Source organism: Croceicoccus sediminis, assembly GCF_007570835.1.
In the GTDB taxonomy this organism is placed as follows: Bacteria; Pseudomonadota; Alphaproteobacteria; order Sphingomonadales; family Sphingomonadaceae; genus Croceicoccus; species Croceicoccus sediminis.
This window is the reverse complement of record NZ_SUNC01000001.1, coordinates 343,638-365,327: the sequence shown is the minus strand read 5'-3', so window position 1 is coordinate 365,327 and position 21,690 is coordinate 343,638. Positions and strand designations below refer to the sequence as shown.

Sequence of the window (21,690 nt, the reverse complement as noted above, 5' to 3'; positions counted from 1 at the left end):
GAATTGACAATGAACTTCGCCCACGGGGCCAGCGTCCGTATAGCCAGCGCGCTCTTGGCGGGCCTTGTCCTGGCCAGCCCGGTCCGGACCGTGGCCGAAGTCTCTGCCGTTTCGGCGGCCGAAAGTGCCACCCCAACGCTTCCACCGTCGATGGATGGCGCGCCCATCGCCCTGATGATCGACCTGGGATCAGGGCGCGTGCTTTTCAGCCGCGAGGCGGATCGGCGCTTCATGCCAGCCTCGCTAACCAAGCTGATGACGATCTACACCGCGTTCGAGATGCTGGACGATGGCACATTGCAGCCCGAACAGCGGATGCCCGTTCGGGACGAAACGTTCCGGGAATGGAGCGGCAAGGGTTCGTCGATGTTCGTCGCGCGTGGAACCAGCGTCGGGGTCGACGATCTGCTGCGGGCCATACCCACCGTTTCGGCGAATGACGGTTGCGTCGTTCTGGCGGAAGGTGCAGCAGGCAGCGTCGCGAAATTCACCGACATCATGAATGCCAAGGCGAAAGAGCTTGGCATGAACGATAGCCACTTCAACACCCCGAACGGCTGGCCAGACGAAGGCCGCACTTATACCAGTGCCCGCGATCTCGCGACCCTGGCGAAGGCGCTGATCACGAAGCACCCGCAGAAGTATCGGCAATATTTCGGCCTCCCGCAGTTCACCTGGAACGATATCACGCAGAAGAACCGCAATCCGATCCTTGGCGTTGTCGAGGGTGCGGACGGCCTCAAGACCGGATTCACGAACGAGGCAGGATACGGTTTCGTCGGATCGGCCGAGCGGGATGGCCGCAGGCTGGTCATGGTGATCGGCGGAACGCAAAGCGGGCGTGAGCGCAAGGCAATCGCGCGCGACTTCATTGCATGGGGCTTCGACGGCTGGCGCGCGCATCAACTTTACGGAATGAACCAGCCTGTCGCGAAAGTCGCTGTGCAGGGCGGAGCGGAGCGGCAGATCGAATTGAAGGCGGAACGTCCCGTTTTCGTGACCGTACCCGAAGGCAGCGATCCCAAAGCGCATGTCAGCGTGCGCTATCAGGGCCCCGCTCTCGCCCCGATCGCAGAGGGCGATCGTGTCGCCAACCTCGTCATCGAAACCGCCGATGGCCGCAAGAGCTCGGTGCCGCTCGTCGCCTCCGAAACCGTGGGTGAGGCGAACTGGTGGCAAAGGCTGCGCAACGGCCTGTTCTCTCTGGTGACCTGACATGGCACGGGGGCGGTTCATCACTTTCGAAGGCGGGGAAGGGGTCGGGAAGTCGACCCAGATCGCCTTGCTTGCAAAGGCTCTCGAAGCACGCGGGATCGAACACGTCGTCACGCGTGAACCGGGCGGGACGAAAGGCGCCGAAGCCCTGCGCGCACTTCTGCTTTCGCCGGAGCATGACTGGGGCGACCGTGCCGAAGCACTCCTGTTCGCGGCAGCACGTTCGGACCATGTCGAAAAGCTGATCCGTCCCGCGATCGGGGCGGGGACCTGGGTCCTGTGCGACAGGTTCCTCGATTCCAGCCGCGCGTATCAGGGCGGGGCGGGCGGTCTGGGCGATGCCGACATTCTCGAACTCCACCGGATCGGGAGCGAGGGGATGCTTCCCGATCTGACGATCCTGCTGGAGCTTGATCCGAAAGAGGCGGCAAGCCGTGCCGATGCGCGCGATGCGGGCGCGGCGGACCGCATCGGGGCCAAGACAACCGATTATCATGCCGACGTGCGCGCCTGTTTCCGGGCGCTTGCCGACGCCGACCCGGATCGGTTCGCCATCGTAGGTGCCGACGGATCGGCACAGGACGTCCACGCCCGCGTGCTGGCCGCAGTGGATGCCATGGCGGCGCAGTCATGAGCGGACTGGTCGGGCACGATGTACAGTGGCAGGAATGGCGGGCCGCTATCGACGGCGGACGCATGCACCACGCGTGGCTGCTGACCGGGCCGTCGGGCCTTGGCAAGGCAGGGTTCGCGAAGGATGCCGCGGCCGAGCTGGTCGCGGAGCCGGGCGTGCCACAACCGCCGGCCGATCATCACCCCGACATCATCGTACTGAGCCGTCTTCCCGCCAGCACGGATGACGAGAAGAAGCGCGAAGACGGTAAGCCTTACGCGACCAAACGCAGTATCAGCGTCGATCAGGTCCGCGCGATGCAAAGGCGGCTGACGACGCGACCAACGCTTGGCCCAAAGCGGGCCATCATCTTCGATTCCGCCGACGACCTTGAGAAGTCTGCCGTGAATGCCTTGCTGAAAAGCCTGGAAGAACCGCCGGTGGGAAGCTTTTTCCTGCTGGTCTCGCACCGTCCGGGCGGACTTCTTCCCACGGTCAGATCACGGTGCCGCACGCTGCGCTTTCAGCCGCTTCCCGATGCCGAGGTTGAGCGGATCGTCGCCGAGCGTGAGCCGCAGGCCAGCGCCGATGCTCGCACCGCCGCCGTCAGCGCGGCCCATGGTTCGCCCGGTGCGGCGCTCAAGTTTATCGAGAACGACCTTGCCGCCATCCGGCGCGAACTTGTCCGCATCGTAGAGGAAGGCGACAGCGACTTTTCCCGCCGCGGCGCCCTGGCGGCGGCGATCGGTGCCCGGCCCGATCGTGAAAGGCTTCTCGCCAGTGTCGAACTGGCGCGCACGATCTGCGCCGAAAGCGCGGCGCTTGCCTCGCGCCCGTTTCAGGCCCGGCTGATCGAAGCGCACACGCGCCTGACCCGCTTTGGCAAGGAGATTCCCTATGCCAACTTCGATGCCGGGTTGGCGGTGGTCGAAATTGGCGGCTTGCTGGCGGCGGCAGCGGCCCCTAAGGATGGCCGCTGACCGGCGTGTTGCAGCGCCGCAAATTTCCCGCAACGCCTGACGAAAGCAGGGCCTGATGGCCGAACCCTATTACATCACCACCGCGATCCACTATCCCAATGGCAAGCCGCATATCGGCCATGCCTACGAAACCATCGCCGCCGACGTGATCGCCCGTTTTCAACGCGCGATGGGCCGCGAAGTGCGCTTCCAGACAGGGACGGACGAACACGGCCTTAAAATGGCTCAGAAGGCCCGCGACCTCGGAATCGACGTGCGCGACCTCTGTAATGAAATGTCACAGTATTTCCGTGACTTGTTCGACCTTCTTGACATCAGTTACGATAGCTTCATTCGCACCACCGAAGATCGTCACCATTCGGCGAGCGAGGCAATCTGGAAAGCGATGGAGTCATCGGGCGATCTTTACCTTGACCGGTATGAAGGTTGGTACTCGATCCGTGACGAAGCCTATTACGACGAGAGCGAGCTGACTGAAGGGGAAGGGGGCGAAAAGCTCTCTCCGCAGGGGACGCCGGTCGACTGGACGGTGGAGGAAAGCTGGTTCTTCAGGCTTTCGAAGTATCAGGAACCGCTTCTCGCGCTCTATCGCGACAATCCGGACTTCATTCGCCCGGCAAGCCGCCGGAACGAAGTCATGCGCTTCGTCGAGGGCGGTCTGCGCGATCTATCGGTTTCGCGCACCAGTTTTGATTGGGGCGTGAAGGTGCCGGGGGCCGAGAACCACGTCATGTACGTGTGGGTCGATGCGCTCACGAACTATCTGACCGGTTTGGGCTATCCGGACGAAACCGATGACATGGCGAAGTTCTGGCCGGCGGACCTGCACCTGATCGGCAAGGACATCGTGCGGTTCCATACCGTCTACTGGCCAGCCTTCCTGATGAGCGCCAAGGTGCCGCTCCCCAAACAGGTATTCGGGCACGGATTCCTGCTCAACCGTGGGCAAAAGGAATCCAAGTCGCTCGGCAACGTCACCGATCCGGTAGATCTGGCCGACAAGTTCGGCGTTGATCCGCTCCGCTATTTCCTGATGCGCGAAATCGCTTTCGGTCAGGACGGGTCCTATTCGCCCGAAGCGATCGTAACCCGCGCCAATGCGGAACTGGCCAATAGCTTCGGCAATCTTGCGCAACGCACTTTATCCATGATTTTCAAGAATCTGGACGGTGAACTTTCGATGCCATCGAAGATAGAGGAAGCGGACGAGGCGCTGTTCTCTGACGTGGCCGAGGGTATTGCTGGCCTCAAATCGTCTTTCGCGGACCTTGCTTTCAGCGAAGGTCTCGACGCGTGGATGAAGGCTGTATTCGCCTGCAACCAATACGTCGACGAGATGGCGCCCTGGGCCCTGCGCAAGACCGATCCGGAACGGATGCAGGGCGTGTTGATGACGCTGTTCAAGGTCGTTCACGATCTTGCCATCGCCGTCAGGCCGGTCGTACCGGGTTCTATCGATCGGCTGCTTGACCAGATGGGCGTCGCAGCTGACGCGCGTGACTATTCCGCCATCGATGATGCGGACTGGTTTGCCGCGCTTTGCGATAGCAGTTTCCGGATCGAAAAGCCGGTGGGTGTGTTCCCAAGGTTGGAAATGCCCGAAGAAGCCGCCGCCTGATGTTGATCGATTCCCACTGCCACCTGAATTACAAGGGCATCGTCGAGCGCCAGGGCGAAGTGCTGGCCGCTGCGCGGGCACGCGGGGTGAGGGGGTTTCTCAACATCTCCACACGGCGGAGCGAGTGGGACGACATCATCGCCACGGCCGAGCGTGAGGACGACGTCTGGGCCAGCGTCGGCATCCATCCACACGAGGCCGACCATCACGCGGATCTTGGCGAGGAGGCCCTGCTGGCCGCGACCGAGCATCCGAAGGTCGTTGCCATCGGCGAAACTGGCCTTGATTACTACTACGATCATTCGGATCGCGAGGTTCAGAAGAGCCTGTTCCGGGTGCACATCGGCGTCGCACGCAAAACTGGCCTGCCGCTGATCATTCATACCCGTGATGCCGAAGAGGACACTCTCGCGATCCTGTCCGAGGAGATGGAGAAGGGGGCATTTCCCGCACTTATCCATTGCTTCACCGCGTCACAGGCGTTCGGTGAAGCAGTACTTGCGCTCGGCCTCAGTATTTCTCTTTCCGGCATAGTAACATTCAAGAATGCCAAGGACTTGCAGGAAACTGCGAAGATCGTTCCTGAAGACCGCATCCTCGTGGAAACCGACTCTCCGTTCCTGGCTCCTGTGCCACACCGGGGAAAGACGTGTGAGCCGGCATTCGTGGCCGATACGCTGAATTTCGTCGCGGATTTGCGCGGTGTAACGCCGGACGAACTGGCCGAGACAACCGGCCGGAATTTTGCGGCTCTGTTCAGCAAGGCGCAGGTGTGAGGCTTCTCGTTCTTGGTTCGGGCACGTCGACCGGTGTGCCGCGTGTCGGAAACGACTGGGGTGCCTGCGATCCCGACAATCCGAAGAACCGGCGCAGCCGCGTATCGATCATCGTCGAGGCGGACGATGGCCAACGGGTTCTGGTCGATACGTCGACGGACCTTCGTCAGCAGTTGCTGGATAACGATATCGAGGCAATCGACGCTGTCTTCTGGACGCACGACCACGCGGATCATTGCCACGGAATAGATGATCTGCGCGTCCTTCGTTACGGACGCGGCGGACCGATACCGGGCTATGCCGCATCCGAGACGGTCAGGCGCCTGCGTCAACGTTTCGGCTATGTCTTCGCGGGTCAGCATGGCTATCCGACGATCGTCACGGTCGACACGCTGGACAGGTTGCGGCTTGTCGCTGGAATGTCCATCGAATGGACGCAATGCCCGCATGGTCCGGCACAGAGCACGGCATTCCGTTTTTCCAGCGGCGATCATTCCATCGGCTATGCCACCGATTTCAGCGAGATCACGGACGGTCTCGTGGACATCATGGAAGATGTCGACATACTCGTCGTCGATTGCTTGCGCCGCGAGCCGCACCCAACCCACGCGCACCTGGGCATGGCACTAGAGCTTGCAGAGAGGTGTGGCGCGCGCCGCGTGATCCTTACGCATCTGGACAAGAGCATGGATTACGCGACCTTGGCGGACGAGACGCCCGATCATGTCGAACCTGCGTACGATGGGATGATGGTGACGCTATGACGACGTTGGCGATGGTCTCTCTGGTCAGCATGCTGGGTTGGTTGATCCTCGTCGTGGCGAACTATCGGTCCTACAATCTTCCTCGCGCGAAGATGCTGCGACAGATCGCGATGTGGGTCGCGCTGTTTGCGATCATCGCGATGGTCTTCAAGGCGTTGGGCTTCTCCTGATCCGACACCATACTTAACATAATATATATTATCCGAATTAGCTCAATGGCGCGCGGTTCAGGTTCCGCGCTCCCCCGTCTCTGCAATTGCATCAGAGGCCTCGATGACTTAGCGCGATGACCATGAAGGACCGCGCAATTGACCGTCTCGTCGCCATCATGGCCCAGCTTCGCAATCCCGATGGCGGCTGTGAATGGGACTTGGCCCAGACATTTGCGACGATCGCGCCGTACACACTCGAGGAAGCCTACGAGGTTGCCGACGCGATAGCGCGCGAAGACATGGCGGACCTGAAGGACGAGCTAGGCGACCTATTGCTCCAGGTCGTGTTCCATGCGCGCATGGCCGAGGAACTGGGTCAATTCGATTTTGCCGACGTGGCCAACGCGATTTCGGACAAGATGGAGCGCCGCCACCCGCATATCTTCGGCAGCTCCGAGGATGGATCGACAGCGGCCGTTCGTCAAAAATGGGAAGCCATCAAGGCTGCGGAGCGCAAGGACAAGGCACAGAACGGTGCCCTGGACGGCGTGGCGCTTGGCCTGCCGGGTCTCCTCCGCGCCGAGAAATTGCAAAAGCGCGCCGCGCGCGTCGGTTTCGACTGGCCCGATCAGAACGGCGCTGCCGACAAATTGCGCGAGGAAATTGCCGAGTTTGAATGCGCAACGAACGACGAGGAACGCCTTGAAGAAGCGGGCGACATGTTGTTCGCAATGGTGAACTGGCTTCGCAAGAACGGCATCGCGGCGGAAGATGCACTACGGGCCGCCAATGCCAAGTTCGAACGCCGGTTTGCCGGGATGGAGCAGCTGGCGGCTCAATCGGGAGATGATTTCGCGGCGCTCGACCTGACGGCACAAGACACCCTTTGGAATGCAGTCAAGTCTGAAGAAAGATCTGCAAAGTCCTCACAAACTTAGGAATTTTCCATATTCTCGCGGGTCCAGTTTGACCTCGATCGACAATTCGGGCTCGCCGCTGTCACTCTCTACCGTGTGTTCGCTCAAGACTTCGCCATGCGCGTGGAGCCAGGCAATCCGCTGGCCGTCACCGAGCGGCACGTTGAACGTATGCACGCGTGCCGATGCGGTCAGGATGTCGGCCACGCGGCGGAGCAGATCATCGACCCCGAAACCCGTCAGGGCAGAAATCGGCACGACCGGGATGTCCGAATGCTCGGCAATCGCCAGCAGCTCTTCCTTGCGGTCCTCGTCCACGACGTCCCACTTGTTCCACGCCTCGACCACGGGAATGCGCAAGGCGCCCTCCTCTTCGGTATTGACGTCAAGGTCTGCCAGAACCTGTTCGACTTCCGATTTCTGAAGATCGGTCATCGGGCTCGATATGTCGCGCACGTGCACGATGACATCTGCGCCGGTCACTTCTTCCAGCGTTGCGCGGAAGGCTGCGACAAGCTGCGTCGGAAGGTCGGAGATGAAGCCCACCGTGTCCGACAGGATCGCCTTTTCGACACCCGGCATCGTGATGCCCCGCATCGTCGGGTCGAGCGTCGCGAACAGCAGGTCCTCGGCCATGACGTCGGCGCCCGTTACACGGTTGAAAAGGGTGGATTTTCCGGCGTTGGTATAGCCGACGAGGGCGATCACCGGCCATGGCGCCCTTCCCCGACGCGCCCTGTGAAGCGCGCGCGTGCGGCGCACCTGTTCCAGTTCGCGGCGCAGGCGCGCCATGCGATCGCGGATCATGCGCCGGTCAGCCTCGATCTGGGTTTCACCCGGACCACCCAGGAAGCCGAAACCGCCGCGCTGACGTTCAAGGTGGGTCCAGCTGCGCACGAGACGCCCGGCCTGGTAATCGAGATGCGCGAGTTCGACCTGCAAACGGCCTTCCGCCGTCGCGGCGCGTTCGCCGAAGATCTCCAGGATCAAGCCGGTCCGGTCGATGACCTTGCGCTCGATCTTTTCTTCAAGATTGCGCTGCTGAATAGCCGAAAGCGCGCCATCGACGATGACGAGTTCGGCCTCTTCCATGTCGCAGGTCGTCTTGATCCGCTCTATCTGCCCGGACCCGAACAGGGTACCCGGACGCACGTCGCGGACGGGCACGATGAAGCTTTCGACCACCTCGATCCCGATGGCAAGCGCAAGGCCGCAGCCCTCTTCAAGCCGCGCCTCGGGGTCCGCAATGTTGGCGGAGCGTATGTCCGGAAGGACCACGACGGCGCGTGCGCCGCGTGAGACCTCCCCGGTTATTTCCTCACCCAGAATAACTTCTCGCTTAATCCTCGTCCCAGTCGCCGGAAAGGTCGACGTGGGTTACCGGTTGTACGGTCGAAACCGCGTGCTTGTAGGCCAGCTGAACATAGCCTTCGCGTTCCAGCAACATGCAGAACAGGTCGTATGACGCGATCCGGCCCTGAAGCATGACGCCGTTGATCAGGAACATCGTGACCTGAACTTCGGCATCGCGCACCGACGACAGGAACACGTCCTGCAACTGACGCTTGCCCTTGCCATCGTCGATGATGTCGAACTGGTCGGCATCGACCGGCGCAGTCGGCATGATCGTGCTGATCGCGTGCTTGTAGACCAGCTGCGACTGTCCGTCACGGCGCAGCAGGATCGAAAAATTGTCGAACCATGTCACGATGCCCTGCAATTTGACGCCCTTGACGAGGAACATCGTCACCGGGGTCTTGTTGCGGCGTACATGGTTCAGGAAAAGATCCTGCAAATTCTTGCCCTTGAGCGCCGCCTTGGGAGCGGGAGCAGGAGCCGGTGCAGGTTCAGGCGCCGCCGAGGGAGGGGGCGTCTTGATAGATAACGTTTTGCCAGCCAATTTTGGCCTCCATTTTGTTGGCGGCGGGGTTCCCCGTCCGCAATCAGGCCTTTCCGCGGGGGCGGATCGACCGAAGAACAGGCCCTAGTTTATCATTTGGGACCAGTCTGCAAAGTCTTATTTCGCAAATGCAGCAATTCAGTCGTTATCGTCGCGACGATCGGCAATTCCCAGCGACTTCAGCTTGCGGTGCAGCGCCGACCGTTCCATCCCGATAAAGCTGGCGGTGCGCGAAATGTTCCCCGAAAATCGGCGAATCTGGATACGCAGGTACTCCCGCTCGAACTGCTCACGGGCTTCGCGAAGTGGGATGCCCATCATCGCGGTAATCCCGCTGCTTTCGCCGGTTTCTTCCTGCGTGATTTCTGCCGGCAGCATATCGGCCTCGATCCGGCTCAACCTGTCGCGCGGGGCCAAGATGATCGTGCGTTCGATGACATTGCGCAATTGCCGGACGTTTCCGGGCCAGTCGTAGCTTTGCAGGACGGCCATTGCATCGTCGCTGATTTCGGGAGCGGGAACACCCTGCCCGCTGGCAAACCGTGCAAAGAAGTGGTCGACCAGTGCGGGGATGTCGCCGCGCCGTTCCGAAAGCGACGGGATCGTCACCGGGACGACGTTGAGCCGGTAATAGAGATCCTCGCGAAAGCGGCGTTCCGCGATTTCTTCCTCCAGATCGCGCGAAGTGGCCGACGCCACGCGCACGTCGACGCGTATCTGGCGATTGCCGCCAACGCGGACGAAGGCCTGGTCGGTCAGGACGCGCAGGATGCGCGCTTGCGTCGATTCGGGCATGTCGGCGACTTCGTCGAAGAACAGCGTGCCGCCGTCCGCCATTTCGAGGAGCCCTGCCCTCACCAGCTTTCCGTCCTGTTCCTCGCCGAACAGCTCCTGTTCGAAGCGTTCGGGCGTGATGCGCGCGGAATTGATGGTGACGAAGGGCTTGTCAGCACGCGGGCTCCAGTGGTGGAGGAGCCGGGCGGCGACTTCCTTGCCAGCACCGGCGGGGCCCGTGATCAGCACGCGGCTGCCGGTGCCCGCCACGCGTTTCAGCGTTGCGCGCACCTGGTTGATCGCGGTCGACGCACCGTTGAATTCGTCGAAGGTGCTTTCGCCTTGGCGCAGCTGTTGATTCTCGCGGCGCAGACGCTCGGTCTCGGTCGCGCGCTCTACCATGTGGAGCAGGCGTTCGGATTCGAAGGGCTTCTCGATGAAATCCACCGCGCCGCGACTGACCGCGGCGACGGCGGTGTCGATGTTGCCGTGGCCCGAGAAGATGATGACCGGCAGTTCCGGTTCGCGCTGCTTGATCGCATCGAGCACTTCGAGCCCGTCCATCGGTGAGCCATGCAGCCAGACGTCGAGCAGGACGAGGCTGGGCCGCGTCTCGTCGATCGCGTTCAAGGCGGCCACGCTATCGCCTGCTGTTCGGCAATCGTAGCCCTCGTCCGACAGGACGCCAGCGACCAGTTCGCGAATGTCGCGTTCGTCGTCGACGATCAGGATATCGAGTGCCATAGGGCGCCTCCGGTTGGTGTGATCATTGTGGGGCCTCTGTTTCAGAGGCGAGGTCGCTCAGCGGATCGCGGGCGAAACGCAGGCGGACGAGCGTGCCGCCCTCTTCCGCCGGCTCGAACGAAATATTGCCGCCATGCTCGCCCAGGATCTTCTGTACGATGGCAAGGCCAAGGCCCGTGCCTTTCTCGCGCGTAGTCATATAGGGTTCGACGATCCGGTCGCCTTCCTTGGGCAGTCCGATGCCGTTGTCTGTCACAGTGACCGTGACGCCATCACGGTCCGGTGCGAGGCGTACCCTGATCGTGCCGCGATAGTTCGTGCCGTCCTGCGACTTGCGCGTTTCGATAGCCTCTGCCGCGTTCTTGAGCACGTTGGTCATCGCCTGGCCGACCTGGTGGCGATCGCAGGCGATCATCGTGTCGCCGTCCTCGGCCTCGAAGCGATAGCCGATTTCCGGATTGCCGACTTCCTGCAGGAACATGGCCTGCCGAACCAGGTCGGACACGTCCTCGCTGCGGAAGCTGGGCTTGGGCATCCGGGCAAAGCTGGAAAATTCGTCGACCATCTTCCTGAGGTCGCCAACCTGCCGAATAATGGTTTGCGTCAATTCGTCGAACAGTTCGGTATCGGTTTCGATCTGCCGGCGATAGCGACGGCCGAGTCGTTCGGTCGCCAACTGGATCGGCGTCAACGGGTTCTTGATTTCGTGCGCAATACGGCGAGCGACGTCGGACCATGCGGCGCGGCGCTGGTCGAGCAGCTGGCGCGTGATATCCTCGAACGTCAGGACGGTGCCGTGCCGTGTCCGCGCGGCTTTTACGGCGAGCGTGCGAGTATCACCGCCACGAGTATGCTGAACCACGCCGCTGCTGCGTCCGCTTTCGAGATGATCGGCGAGCGAAGGAGCCAGTTCGCCAAGGCCGCGTCCGATTGCCTCCCCTTCCCCGTTTTCAAACAGCATCGCGGTGGCAGAGCCGTTGATCAGCAGGATCGAACCGTCGTCATCGACCGATATGATGCCCGAAGTCGCGGAATCGAGGACCGCTTCGGTAAAGGCGCGTCGTTCGACCAGCAGTTCGTTCGCTTCAACCAAGGCGCGGGTCTGACCGGAAATCTGTTCCGTCATCCGGTTGAAGGCACGGTTCAGCAGGCCGATTTCGTCATTGCCGGTGCGCCCGTCGACGCGCTTGCTGAAATCGCCCGCCCCGACATGGCGCGCCGCGGTGACCAGCGCGGCAAGCGGTTCGACTTGCCGGTCGGCAAAGCGCAAGGCGAACCAGACCGCCAGCGCGACAAGCGCCAGCGAAATACCGATAAGCGCGATATTGAACTGCAGCTGGAGCGAACGCGCATTGCGCGTCAGGCTGTCGTAGTTGGCCAGCACGCTTTGCGCGCGTTGCCACTGTTCCTGCGCTTCCTGGTCTGACTTTCGCGCGGTGTAGAGGTAGATGTCGCGATCGCGGTCGAGCGGGGTCACAGCCTCGATCCGCTGAGCGGTTGCCGTGACGACGACGGATTCGCCCTGCGCCAGCCGGTCGAACGTCTTGGCATCGATGCGCTGCGGACCCGCTTCCTGGTCCGGGTCCACGATAGCGGCGGTGCGAACGGTACCATCTTCGCCGCGTTCGATGATCGCGGATTCGTTGAGCTTGCGGATCACGACCTGCCGGGTAAACGCCTCTGCGAATTCGGGTGAGGCTATCGAGACCTGGCTCAGATAGAAGCGCACGTCCCCGGCCATTGCCACCGTTTCGTCGCCGATGTCGCGCTGGCTCTGTTCATAATAGCCGCGGGCAAGCTGGTTCGCATCTTCGAGCAGGCCGCGCGACCGTTCTGAAAACCAGAATTCAACGCCCGACTGGAACAGGTACGATGCGAACGCCACGACCAGCAGGGTCGGCACGGCAGCGATCAGAGAGAAGAAGAACACGAGCCGCACGTGAAGCTGCCCGGTGCTGCCGATCCGCTTGCGCGCCCGGCGCAGGGCAAGCCGCCGCCCCGCCAGCATGAGCAGGGCCATCGCCGGGACCAGCGTACCGACGAGCAGCGTGGTCGTCGTGGCCAGCGGGAGCAGTTGCCCACGCGTGTCCCCCTTGCCCAGCGTCAGCCAGCCGCCGAACAGGACGACCAGCAGGACGATAACGAGCAGCCCCTCCAGGATGAGGAAGCCGTTTGCCTTGTGCCAGAAAAGGTTCAGCCTGCGGGTGACGCGGGACCAGTCCACGCCTTCGGAGCCGTTATTCGGCTTACGCTCTGGCGTATCGAAGGTCTGTCCGGATGCTTCCGCGCTCATCGTTGCGCAGATACAACACCCCTGTTGCGCAAACGCAAGGGCATTCTGGGACTTGTACCTCGCCTTGCCGCTTTACGAGACCTTGTTGGCGTAGACTTCCGGATCGATCTCCAGCTCCACCAGTCGCTTGCGCAGTGTGTTTCGGTTGATGCCCAGCATCTGGGCCGCGCGCAGCTGATTACCGTTGGTAGCGAACAGCATGTGCTCGAAAAGCGGACGCTCGAACGCGGCGATGGCCTTGGCGTAGATTTCGCCCTGCTCCGGTGCATTTGCGGTCAGCCAACGGCCCAGCGCGGTCGCCAGATCGTCCTTTCCTGCCGGGCCTGCATCGACATCGGGCGCGGCCTGACCGCTGGCGACCGGCGTCGTTTCATTCATCGCGGCGTGGATCGCCTGTTCGTCGATCACCTCTTCGCGTGCCAGCAGAGCGAGGCGGAAGATGAAGTTCTTCAATTCGCGCACGTTGCCGCGCCAGGGCTGCTTGCAAAGGAGGTCAGCCGCGCCATCGCTGAGCGCGTGGGACGGAAGCCCGTCCTTGGCTGCCTGATTCAGGAAGTGGCGGGCCAGCGCCTTGATGTCGTCGCCGCGTTCGCGCAGCGGCGGAAGCTGGATCGGCACGACGTTGAGGCGATAGAACAGGTCCTCGCGGAAACGACCTTCCTCGATCATCGGGGCAAGGTCCTTGTTCGTGGCGGCGATGATGCGCGCGTCGAACGGCACTTCCTCGCGCCCGCCGACGCGCAGGATCATCCCGGATTGAAGCGCGCGCAACAACCGGGTCTGCGCCTGCATCGGCATGTCGCCAATCTCGTCGAGGAAAAGAGTACCGCCCTGTGCCTGTTCGAACTTGCCGACATGGCGGCTGACCGCGCCGGTGAAAGCGCCCTTTTCGTGACCGAACAGTTCGGATTCGATAAGCTCTGCCGGGATCGCGGCCGTGTTTACCGCCACGAAAGGCCCGCGCGTGCGGTCGCCAAGCTGATGGATCGCCTCTGCCACCAGTTCCTTGCCCGTGCCGGATTCGCCAAGGATCAGGACGGTAAGATCGTTGCGAATGACCCGCGTGATCATGCGATAGACCGCCTGCATCGCGGGCGAACGGCCGACCAACGGCAGGCCGATCGTGTCCTCGCTCACGTTAGAGACCAGCGGCGTGGCCCCGCTTCCGATGGCCTGCTTTACCGCCCGCACCAGTTCATCGAGATCGAAGGGTTTGGGGAAATACTCGAAAGCCCCGCTTTCCGTCGCGCGGACGGCGGTATCGAGGGTGTTCTGTGCCGAGAGGATGATGACCGGCATCTGAGGATAGTTTTCGGTAACGCTGCCGATCGTCTCAATCCCGTCGCCGTCCTTCAGGATGACGTCGGTAAGCATGACGGAATAAGCCTGTTCCGTCAGGAGCCGGTCCCTGTCCTTGATCGTGTCGCAGCGTACGACTTCCAGCCCTTCGTCCTCAAGGGCGGCGGTGATCACGATGGCGATGGAAATGTCGTCTTCGACGAGTAGAACCGGTTGGCTCATGACTGTATCTCTTTGATTGTATCGGTGGGGGCTGCGGACACTTCGGCAACCGGCAAGTGAATGCGGAAGCTGGTGATGCCCGCGTTTTCGTCACGGTCGTGGCTGATGCGTCCGTCCATGTCGCGGACCAGCTTGCGGACAAGCGCGAGGCCAAGGCCCTGACCGGTCTTTTTCGACGTGACGAAGGGTTCGAAAATATGCTCTCGCACGGCCGGATCGATGCCGGGGCCGTTATCGGAGACAGTAATCTCTATCGGCAGGCGAAGCGGCGAAAGCCGGGTTTGCGAATGAAGCGCAATGCCGCTGGCAAAGCGGGTGCGAACGGTGACGCGCGGCCGGGGCATGGCCGAGCACGCCTCGCTCGCGTTGGTGAGCAGGTTGATGAGGACCTGCATCAAGGCATCGTTGTTGGCCATCACTTCGGGCAAGGAGGGGTCGAATTCCTCCACAATGCGGACTTGGTCCGCCGCGCTGGCCTGCACCACGGCAAGCGCGCGGCGCACCGCAACGTGAAGGTTGAGCGGGCGCGCAGGTTGGCGCGTCCGGCGGCTCAGCGACTGCATCTGGTCGATCAACTGCGCAATGCGGTCCACCTCATCGGCGATCAGCTCTGCCAAAGAGCGATCCTTGGCGCGCAGCTTGCGGGCGAGCAGCTGAGCGGCACCGCGGATACCGGCAAGCGGGTTCTTGATCTCATGCGCGAGGACTTCGGGCGCGCGCAGGGTATTGTCCTCCCGCTCGGTCGCCGTGCCTTCAAGACCGTCCAGTTCGGTCGGGGCGGTCAGGGTCAGGATCTGCCAGCCGGGATGTCCGATCACCGGCGCGATGGCCAGGTTCAGCCGCGCGGCATCGGATTTGCCGATCCTGGTAGCGATGTCGCGCGCGCTGATCTGCACGTCGCTGTCGGCCATCATGTCCATCAGGCGGCTTTCGCCGAACTCGACAACTGCGGACAACGTCTTGCCAGACAGACGGCGGGCACCCTGCCCCAGAAGCTGTTCTGCGGCCGCGTTCACCGAAGAGATGCGCAGGCCGGGCCGCAAAACGATCACGGCTTGTGACATGCTGGCGATCAGGCGGGCGGCTTCGGGAGCGTCGTTTCCTCCTGCGAGGATCAAGCCGCCCTCCGTTCCGGCTCACCCTCGATCAACGGCGCATAGAAATCGCGCAACATCGCGACGACGTCGCGCGCATCGTCGACGAAGTTGACCTTGTTGCGGAATTCGGCCGATCCGGGCAGACCCTTGGTATACCAGCCCAGGTGCTTGCGGGCCATGCGAACGCCCGTCATCTCGCCATAGTGATCCAGCATCATGCCGTAGTGTTCGACGATCAGGTCGTACTGTTGGGCAAGCGTGGGATCGCGGCGGACTTCGCTGCCGTCCAGCCAGTCCATGACCTGTCCCAGAAGCCACGGTTTGCCATAGGCGCCGCGCCCGATCATCACGCCGTCTGCGCCGCTTTGCTCCAGCGCATTGGCCGCGTCGTCGATACCGCAGATGTCGCCGTTGACGATGACCGGCAGCGAGACCGCGTCCTTCACGCTGCGGACAAACGCCCAGTCGGCGCTGCCCTTGTACATCTGGTTACGGGTGCGGCCGTGGACGGTGATCAGCTTTGCGCCAAGATCTTCGGCGATATGGGCCAGTTCCGGTGCGTTCAGGCTGGCATGGTCCCAGCCCATGCGCATCTTCACCGTCACGGGGACCGAAACGGCCTTGACCGTCGCCTCGATCAAGCTGGCGGCGAGCGGGAGGTCGCGCATGAGCGCGCTGCCGGCATCGCCGTTCACGACCTTTTTTACCGGGCAGCCCATGTTGATGTCGATGATCGCCGCGCCGCGATCCTCGTTCAGCTTGGCCGCTTCGCCCATCTCGGACGGATTACAGCCAGCCAGCTGAAGCGAAACGGGTTCCTCGCACGGATCCCAGTCGGCTTTCTGCATCGATTGGCGCGTTTCGCGGATCATCGCCGGGCTTGCGATCATCTCGGTCACGTTCAGACCCGAGCCGAAACGCCGAACGAGCGTGCGGAACGGGCGATCTGTCACGCCTGTCATGGGCGCAAGGATCACGGGAGAATCGATTTTGACCGGACCGACGCTGATCGGGTCCAGCTTGGGGGGCTTTGGATGTTGCATGTGCGAATGTGCCTAAAATTTGGGCAGCCATTACAGAAATACGCGGCGCAGGACAAGCCCCTCCCAGGCTTGGGCGCGAGGCCACTGGATTGGCGATGCGCCTGCCGCTATGGCCGCGCCGATGCATTCGGATAACCAGACAATCGCGATCATCGTCGCTGCCGGACGGGGGGAACGTGCAGGCGGCGGCTTGCCCAAGCAGTTCCGGCACGTTGCGGGCCAAAGCCTCGTCGCACACGCCGTGCGCGCGTTCGAGGCGCACCCTGCGATCGACCGGGTGATTGTCGTCATCGGCGAAGGACAGGAAGAACTGCTGGCGCAGGCCGTTGCTCCGGCCCCTGCACCGCGAAACGTGACCGGCGGAGCCAGCCGCAGGGAATCTGTACAGAACGCGCTTTGCGCCATTGCGCGCGATGGCGGCGCCAGTCGCGTGCTGATCCACGACGCGGCCCGTCCCTTCCTACCCGCGCGGGTCATCGACGACCTGATTGCTGCGCTGGACAGGGATCCGGGTGCGATCCCCGTTCTGCCCGTTGTCGATACGCTGGCGCGCGGCGGCGATAAGCTGGGCGATACGGTGCCGCGCGACGGACTTTGGCGCGTGCAGACGCCGCAGGCCTTTCGATTTGCCGACATCGTCGCGGCTCACGATGCATGGCCCGCCGCGCAAGAGGCGACCGACGATGCCCAGATGCTGCGCCAGATCGGCGGCAACGTGGCATTGGTCGAAGGAGACACGATGCTGGAAAAGCTGACCCACCCCGCCGACTTCGCATTGGCCGAGGCGCGGCACGCCCGCCCCGCTTTCCGCATCGGCAGCGGATACGACGTCCACCGGCTTGTCGACGGCGATGGCCTGTGGCTTTGCGGCGTGCACATCCCGCATAACCAGACGCTTTCCGGACACAGCGACGCCGACGTCGCGCTGCACGCGCTGACCGATGCGATCCTCGGCGCGGCGGCGATGGGCGACATCGGCGAGCATTTCCCGCCCTCGGACCCGCAGTGGAAGGGTGCCGAATCGCACATTTTCCTGTCGCACGCGGTGAAGCTGGTGAGGGAAGCAGGCCTTGCGATCGCCAATGCGGATATCACCATCATCTGCGAAAAACCCAAGGTCGGGCCTCACCGCGATGCCATGCGGGCGCGGGTTGCGGAACTGATGGGCGTTGACATTGGTTCTGTATCCGTGAAGGCCACGACCACCGAACGACTTGGCTTTACCGGCCGCGGCGAAGGCATCGCGGCCCAGGCGCAAGTCCTGCTACAATCGGCGTGACGCTTTGACGCACGTGTTCGGCCAACCAGCAGATTGACGGATTTCATGAACGGACTACTTCCCACCGATATCATTGAACTGGCGCAAAAGGTCGTCGATGCCCATCGCGAATTGGGCACGAAGATCGTGGTCGCGGAAAGCTGCACCGGCGGGCTCGTATCTGCCGCGCTGACCGAGATTCCCGGTTCTTCGCAGGTGCTGGACCGCGCTTTCATTTCCTATTCGAACGACGCGAAGATGGAGATGCTCGACGTTCCGTCCGACCTCATCGAAACGTTCGGCGCCGTATCGGTCGCCGTCGCCTGGTCGATGGCCCAGGGGGCAATCGCGAATTCGTCCGCCGATCTTGCCGTGGCAATCACGGGCATTGCAGGCCCCGATGGCGGTACGGACAAGAAGCCGGTCGGCACTGTCGTCTTCGCCCGCGCGCGAAAGAGAGACGCGGAAGATACTGAGCCTCATGCAGAGTTGAAGAAGTTCGAATGCACGACGCGGCCCGAAGTGCGGCACCGGGCCGCGATCTGCGCGCTCGAACTGCTATTGCCCCGCCGCTAGGCGAGGAAGGGCCGCATCAGGCGGCAGGCGGGCCGTATAGGTCGCGTGCACGCTGTTCAAATGCGCCGACCATCTTGCGAAAGGCGCGGTCGAGATACTGGCCCGCCAGCGCCTCGAACACCGAATTGCGAAACGTGAAATCGACGCAGAAGTCGATCCGGCAGCTGGTCTCGGTAAGCGGTTCGAAGTGCCATGCGTTTTCAAGCCGGCTCAGCGGTCCATCGACATATTCGACGACGATCTTCGTTGGCCGTTCCTTGTGGACCTTCGACGTGAACTTTTCGCGCAGCGCCTTGAAGCCCACCATCATGTCGGCCACCATTTCCGTGTCGCTGTCGGAACGCACGCGGGTCGCCACGACCCATGGCAGGAATTCGGCATAGCGACCGACATCCGCGACAAGGGCGAACATCTGGTCGGCACTATAGGGTAGCTCGCGGCTCTCGCGAATGGACGGCATCGCTTCGGGTTCTCAGCTGCGGGCGGCGGCCTTGGCGAGCTTCGCCTCGCGCGCGGCGCGCATTTCGGCAAAGTCGTCACCAGCATGATAGCTCGACCGGGTCAGAGGGCTGGACGCGACTTGCAGAAAGCCTTTCGCCCGCGCGATCGAACCCAGCGCATCGAACTGCTGCGGCGTCACGAAGTCGATAACCTTGTGATGCTTCGGCGTCGGCTGCAGGTACTGACCCATCGTCAGGAAGTCGATGTCGGCGCTGCGCATGTCATCCATCACCTGGTGGATTTCCAGTCGCTGTTCGCCAAGGCCCAGCATGATGCCGCTTTTCGTGAAGATCGACGGATCGATGTTTTTCACTTCTTCCAGCAGGCGCAGCGACGCGTAGTAACGCGCACCGGGACGTACCGTCGGGTAAAGGCGCGGCACGGTTTCAAGGTTGTGATTGAACACGTCCGGGCGCGCTTCGACGATTGCGGCGATCGCCTTCTTCATCTTGCCGCGGAAATCCGGCGTCAGGATCTCGATCGTGGTATTCGGAGTGCGGGCGCGCAGTTCCTCGATCACCTTGACGAAGTGCCCTGCCCCGCCATCGGGCAGATCGTCGCGATCGACCGAGGTGATGACGATGTGCTCAAGGCCCATTTCCGCCGCTGCGGTCGCGACGTTCACCGGCTCCATCGGATCGACCGTGCGCGGCATGCCAGTCTTCACGTTGCAGAAGCGGCAGGCACGCGTGCACACGTCGCCCAGGATCATCACGGTCGCATGCTTCTTGGTCCAGCATTCGCCGATGTTCGGGCAAGCGGCCTCTTCACACACGGTGTTGAGCTTCAGGTCACGCATCAGGCGGCGCGTTTCCGCATACCCCTTGCTGGTCGGCGCTTTCACGCGAATCCAGTCGGGCTTGCGACGGCGTTCTGCCTGCTGTTCGGTCTTGAGGTCTGCTGCGGCGGGTATCTCGTTCATGGCCCCCACATAGGCCCACCGCTTGCAAGCCGCAATGCTTGGCGGCAAAGGGAACGCATGACCGATTCTCCTTCTGCCTTCGAGGCCCTCAACGCCGGCTATATGCGCTTTCGCGAAAAGCTGTGGCATCCTCAGCATGAACGCTGGGCGCGCCTCAAGGACGGGCAATCGCCCAAGGTCATGGTCATTTCCTGTTCCGACAGCCGCGTCGATCCCGCGCAGGTGTTCGACGTCGATCCCGGCGAAATCTTCGTGGTCCGCAACGTCGCCGCCATGGTCCCCCCGTTCGAGACGACGCCCGGCCATCACGGCGTGTCCGCCGCTCTCGAATTTGCGGTGCAGGTGTTGGAGGTCGAGGAAATCGTCGTCCTGGGCCACGGCATGTGCGGCGGTTGCCAGGCGGCGCTGTCGCAGCAGATGCTGGGCGCAGAACCCGGCAAGGGTGGCTTCATCGCCGACTGGATCGACCTTCTGGACGAGGCGCGCGAATCGGTTGCCGCCGAACATGGCACCGAAGGGCGCAAGGCCGAACGCGCGATGGAGCAGGCCGCGGTCCGTGTCTCCATCGAAAACCTGCGGTCCTTCCCCTGCATCAACGTGAAGGAAGGCAAGGGCAAGCTGAGGCTGCGCGGTGCCTTCTTCGCGATTTCGGACGGTGTGCTCCACTGGCTCGACGAGGATAGCGGAAACTTCCAGCCGGTCGCCTGACTTGGAAGATACCACCGAATCCGCGGTCGGGGTGCCACTGCCGCGCCATCCGCTCCAGATACGCGATTACCGGATATTCTGGCTGACCCGGTTTGCCGGCGTCATTGCGACGCTGTCGATGGTCGTCGTGCTGGGCTGGCAGGTCTATGACGTTGCGCGTTCCGACTATGGCATGAGCCGAAGCGCTGCCGCGTTCCAGCTCGGCATCCTGGGCCTTGTCCAGTTCATCCCGCTGTTCGTCCTGACGCCGATTTCCGGTGTCGTCGCCGACAGGTTCGACCGGCGCAAGGTCGCCGCGCTGTCGATGGGGATCGATTCGTTCGTCGCCGCTGCCCTCGGCTATGCGACGTGGAGCGAGAGCCTAAGCCTGCCGCTGCTATTCTCGCTCGCCGCGCTGCACGGGGTCGCGCGCATATTCTTCGGTCCGGCGATGAATTCGCTGGCGCCGAACCTCGTGCCCGCGCCGATGATCCCGCGCGCCATCGCGACCAACGCCATTGCCTGGCAATTCGCCAGCGTGCTGGGTCCGGCGGCGGGCGGCATGCTCTATGCCGTGTTTCCGTCGCTACCCTATATCGTCTCGGTCGCGCTGCTCGGCCTTGGCTCGGTGCTCGTGCTGCTCATTAAACCGCTGCGAAAGCCCGATGTCGACCGCAAGAAGCACCCTGTCCGTCAGATTACGGAGGGGTTCCGCTTTGTCTGGCACGACCGTTTCCTGCTGGGCGCGATCTCGCTCGACCTGTTTGCCGTCCTGCTGGGCGGCGTAACCGCGCTCTTGCCGGTCTTCGCGCGCGATATCCTGCAAGTCGGGCCGGAGGGGCTCGGCTGGATGCGCGCCGCCCCGGCGGCCGGAGCTGGGATTGTCGCGCTCTGGCTCGCGGTCAAGCCGATGGAACACAACGTCGGGGTCAAGATGCTCTGGGCCGTGGGCGTCTATGGTGTTGCCACCGCCGTCTTCGGGTTCAGTTACGACTTGATCTTCAGCCTCTTCCTGCTGCTCATCTTGGGCGCGGCCGACATGATCTCGGTCTTCGTGCGCGGATCGCTGGTTCAGCTCAACACGCCCGATGAAATGCGCGGCCGCGTGTCCTCGCTATCCGGCCTGGCGATTTCCGCGTCGAACGAGCTGGGCGAACTGCAATCCGGCATTGCCGCCGCCATCCTTGGCGCGACGGGGGCGGTTGTGTTTGGCGGCGCAGGCGCGGTATTGGTAACGATTATATGGGCTTTCGCCTTTCCGGAGATCAGGAACGCTCGCACGTTCGCTCCGGTTTATCGCGAATGATCCGGTATCGGACATGGGGATAGGAGCCAATCC

At 62.6% G+C, this 21,690-nt stretch carries 21 protein-coding genes; 12 read left to right on the top strand and 9 right to left on the bottom strand.

The features are described 5' to 3' along the window. Positions 1–9 precede the first annotated feature (9 nt). The 8 genes from FAX90_RS01530 to mazG all read left to right on the top strand — a co-directional run bounded on the left by FAX90_RS01530 (position 10) and on the right by mazG (position 7,056). Complete coding sequence (locus FAX90_RS01530) at positions 10–1,215, top strand: D-alanyl-D-alanine carboxypeptidase family protein (protein WP_144094894.1); 1,206 nt, start codon at positions 10–12, stop codon at positions 1,213–1,215. Position 1,216: 1 nt separating this feature from the next. Beyond that, positions 1,217–1,849: a dTMP kinase gene (tmk, locus tag FAX90_RS01525; RefSeq protein ID WP_144094892.1), complete on the top strand. Its 633-nt coding sequence runs from the start codon at positions 1,217–1,219 to the stop codon at positions 1,847–1,849. Continuing rightward, positions 1,846–2,808 (top strand): DNA polymerase III subunit delta', encoded by a 963-nt coding sequence (locus FAX90_RS01520; RefSeq protein ID WP_144094890.1) that lies wholly within the window; start codon positions 1,846–1,848, stop codon positions 2,806–2,808. The genes tmk and FAX90_RS01520 overlap by 4 nt, the downstream gene beginning before the upstream one ends. Positions 2,809–2,863: 55 nt before the next feature. Then, positions 2,864–4,426 (top strand): methionine--tRNA ligase, encoded by a 1,563-nt coding sequence (metG, locus tag FAX90_RS01515; protein WP_144094888.1) that lies wholly within the window; start codon positions 2,864–2,866, stop codon positions 4,424–4,426. After that, entirely contained in the window at positions 4,426–5,202 is a 777-nt protein-coding gene (locus FAX90_RS01510) for a TatD family hydrolase (protein WP_144094887.1), read from the top strand. Before metG ends, FAX90_RS01510 begins: the two co-directional genes overlap by 1 nt. Beyond that, positions 5,199–5,966: an MBL fold metallo-hydrolase gene (locus tag FAX90_RS01505; protein ID WP_144094885.1), complete on the top strand. Its 768-nt coding sequence runs from the start codon at positions 5,199–5,201 to the stop codon at positions 5,964–5,966. The genes FAX90_RS01510 and FAX90_RS01505 overlap by 4 nt, the downstream gene beginning before the upstream one ends. Continuing rightward, the gene (locus tag FAX90_RS16480) at positions 5,963–6,136 is read left to right on the top strand and encodes a hypothetical protein (protein WP_170234817.1); all 174 of its coding nucleotides are present in this window, start codon (positions 5,963–5,965) and stop codon (positions 6,134–6,136) included. Before FAX90_RS01505 ends, FAX90_RS16480 begins: the two co-directional genes overlap by 4 nt. 122 nt (positions 6,137–6,258) lie before the next feature. Beyond that, entirely contained in the window at positions 6,259–7,056 is a 798-nt protein-coding gene (mazG, locus tag FAX90_RS01500; protein WP_420810953.1) for a nucleoside triphosphate pyrophosphohydrolase, read from the top strand. Here mazG and hflX read toward each other — a convergent pair. The 7 genes from hflX to dusB all read right to left on the bottom strand — a co-directional run bounded on the left by hflX (position 7,045) and on the right by dusB (position 16,407). Continuing rightward, a complete protein-coding gene (gene hflX / locus FAX90_RS01495; protein ID WP_144094881.1) occupies positions 7,045–8,361 on the bottom strand; it encodes a GTPase HflX in 1,317 nt (438 codons plus the stop codon). The genes mazG and hflX overlap by 12 nt on opposite strands. A gap of 13 nt (positions 8,362–8,374) precedes the next feature. Then, the gene (gene hfq / locus FAX90_RS01490) at positions 8,375–8,935 is read right to left on the bottom strand and encodes an RNA chaperone Hfq (RefSeq protein WP_144094879.1); all 561 of its coding nucleotides are present in this window, start codon (positions 8,933–8,935) and stop codon (positions 8,375–8,377) included. A gap of 138 nt (positions 8,936–9,073) precedes the next feature. Continuing rightward, positions 9,074–10,453, bottom strand: coding sequence for a nitrogen assimilation response regulator NtrX (ntrX, locus tag FAX90_RS01485; protein ID WP_144094877.1), 1,380 nt, complete (start codon positions 10,451–10,453; stop codon positions 9,074–9,076). A gap of 22 nt (positions 10,454–10,475) precedes the next feature. Beyond that, complete coding sequence (locus tag FAX90_RS01480) at positions 10,476–12,746, bottom strand: sensor histidine kinase (protein WP_144094875.1); 2,271 nt, start codon at positions 12,744–12,746, stop codon at positions 10,476–10,478. Between the two features lie 72 nt (positions 12,747–12,818). After that, on the bottom strand, positions 12,819–14,267 hold the full coding sequence (locus tag FAX90_RS01475) for a sigma 54-interacting transcriptional regulator (RefSeq protein ID WP_144094873.1): 1,449 nt from the start codon (positions 14,265–14,267) through the stop codon (positions 12,819–12,821). Further along, positions 14,264–15,385 carry a two-component system sensor histidine kinase NtrB gene (locus tag FAX90_RS01470; RefSeq protein WP_240704664.1) on the bottom strand — a complete coding sequence of 374 codons (1,122 nt, stop codon included), beginning with the start codon at positions 15,383–15,385 and terminating at the stop codon, positions 14,264–14,266. The genes FAX90_RS01475 and FAX90_RS01470 overlap by 4 nt, the downstream gene beginning before the upstream one ends. Next, the gene (dusB, locus tag FAX90_RS01465; protein WP_144094872.1) at positions 15,382–16,407 is read right to left on the bottom strand and encodes a tRNA dihydrouridine synthase DusB; all 1,026 of its coding nucleotides are present in this window, start codon (positions 16,405–16,407) and stop codon (positions 15,382–15,384) included. Before dusB ends, FAX90_RS01470 begins: the two co-directional genes overlap by 4 nt. Before the next feature lie 109 nt (positions 16,408–16,516). On the opposite strand from dusB, the gene FAX90_RS01460 reads away from it, so the two are divergent. Together FAX90_RS01460 and FAX90_RS01455 are read left to right on the top strand one after the other, a co-directional pair. Beyond that, on the top strand, positions 16,517–17,686 hold the full coding sequence (locus FAX90_RS01460; protein WP_240704663.1) for a bifunctional 2-C-methyl-D-erythritol 4-phosphate cytidylyltransferase/2-C-methyl-D-erythritol 2,4-cyclodiphosphate synthase: 1,170 nt from the start codon (positions 16,517–16,519) through the stop codon (positions 17,684–17,686). A gap of 45 nt (positions 17,687–17,731) precedes the next feature. Next, the gene (locus tag FAX90_RS01455; protein WP_144094870.1) at positions 17,732–18,241 is read left to right on the top strand and encodes a CinA family protein; all 510 of its coding nucleotides are present in this window, start codon (positions 17,732–17,734) and stop codon (positions 18,239–18,241) included. Between the two features lie 16 nt (positions 18,242–18,257). Here FAX90_RS01455 and FAX90_RS01450 read toward each other — a convergent pair whose 3' ends face one another. Together FAX90_RS01450 and lipA are read right to left on the bottom strand one after the other, a co-directional pair. Further along, on the bottom strand, positions 18,258–18,701 hold the full coding sequence (locus FAX90_RS01450) for a type II toxin-antitoxin system RatA family toxin (protein ID WP_144094868.1): 444 nt from the start codon (positions 18,699–18,701) through the stop codon (positions 18,258–18,260). A gap of 12 nt (positions 18,702–18,713) precedes the next feature. After that, positions 18,714–19,664, bottom strand: a complete 951-nt coding sequence (gene lipA, locus FAX90_RS01445; RefSeq protein WP_144094866.1) for a lipoyl synthase — start codon at positions 19,662–19,664, stop codon at positions 18,714–18,716. 57 nt (positions 19,665–19,721) lie between these two features. Between lipA and FAX90_RS01440 the strand changes: the two genes are divergently transcribed. Together FAX90_RS01440 and FAX90_RS01435 are read left to right on the top strand one after the other, a co-directional pair. After that, positions 19,722–20,372 carry a carbonic anhydrase gene (locus FAX90_RS01440; protein ID WP_144094864.1) on the top strand — a complete coding sequence of 217 codons (651 nt, stop codon included), beginning with the start codon at positions 19,722–19,724 and terminating at the stop codon, positions 20,370–20,372. A gap of 1 nt (position 20,373) precedes the next feature. After that, positions 20,374–21,657, top strand: a complete 1,284-nt coding sequence (locus FAX90_RS01435; RefSeq protein ID WP_240704662.1) for an MFS transporter — start codon at positions 20,374–20,376, stop codon at positions 21,655–21,657. The last annotated feature ends 33 nt before the right edge of the window (positions 21,658–21,690 follow it).

Excerpts from the sequence above, each read along its gene's own strand:
- FAX90_RS01440 (WP_144094864.1), top strand. The coding sequence starts at position 19,722 with ATGACCGATTCTCCTTCTGCCTTCGAGGCCCTCAACGCCGGCTATATG.
- FAX90_RS01530 (WP_144094894.1), top strand. The coding sequence starts at position 10 with ATGAACTTCGCCCACGGGGCCAGCGTCCGTATAGCCAGCGCGCTCTTG.
- FAX90_RS16480 (WP_170234817.1), top strand. The coding sequence starts at position 5,963 with ATGACGACGTTGGCGATGGTCTCTCTGGTCAGCATGCTGGGTTGGTTG.
- FAX90_RS01510 (WP_144094887.1), top strand. The coding sequence starts at position 4,426 with ATGTTGATCGATTCCCACTGCCACCTGAATTACAAGGGCATCGTCGAG.
- FAX90_RS01520 (WP_144094890.1), top strand. The coding sequence starts at position 1,846 with ATGAGCGGACTGGTCGGGCACGATGTACAGTGGCAGGAATGGCGGGCC.
- tmk (WP_144094892.1), top strand. The coding sequence starts at position 1,217 with ATGGCACGGGGGCGGTTCATCACTTTCGAAGGCGGGGAAGGGGTCGGG.
- FAX90_RS01480 (WP_144094875.1), bottom strand. The coding sequence starts at position 12,746 with ATGAGCGCGGAAGCATCCGGACAGACCTTCGATACGCCAGAGCGTAAG.
- ntrX (WP_144094877.1), bottom strand. The coding sequence starts at position 10,453 with ATGGCACTCGATATCCTGATCGTCGACGACGAACGCGACATTCGCGAA.
- FAX90_RS01460 (WP_240704663.1), top strand. The coding sequence starts at position 16,517 with ATGGCCGCGCCGATGCATTCGGATAACCAGACAATCGCGATCATCGTC.
- FAX90_RS01450 (WP_144094868.1), bottom strand. The coding sequence starts at position 18,701 with ATGCCGTCCATTCGCGAGAGCCGCGAGCTACCCTATAGTGCCGACCAG.
- dusB (WP_144094872.1), bottom strand. The coding sequence starts at position 16,407 with ATGCAACATCCAAAGCCCCCCAAGCTGGACCCGATCAGCGTCGGTCCG.
- lipA (WP_144094866.1), bottom strand. The coding sequence starts at position 19,664 with ATGAACGAGATACCCGCCGCAGCAGACCTCAAGACCGAACAGCAGGCA.
- mazG (WP_420810953.1), top strand. The coding sequence starts at position 6,259 with ATGAAGGACCGCGCAATTGACCGTCTCGTCGCCATCATGGCCCAGCTT.
- FAX90_RS01455 (WP_144094870.1), top strand. The coding sequence starts at position 17,732 with ATGAACGGACTACTTCCCACCGATATCATTGAACTGGCGCAAAAGGTC.
- metG (WP_144094888.1), top strand. The coding sequence starts at position 2,864 with ATGGCCGAACCCTATTACATCACCACCGCGATCCACTATCCCAATGGC.
- FAX90_RS01475 (WP_144094873.1), bottom strand. The coding sequence starts at position 14,267 with ATGAGCCAACCGGTTCTACTCGTCGAAGACGACATTTCCATCGCCATC.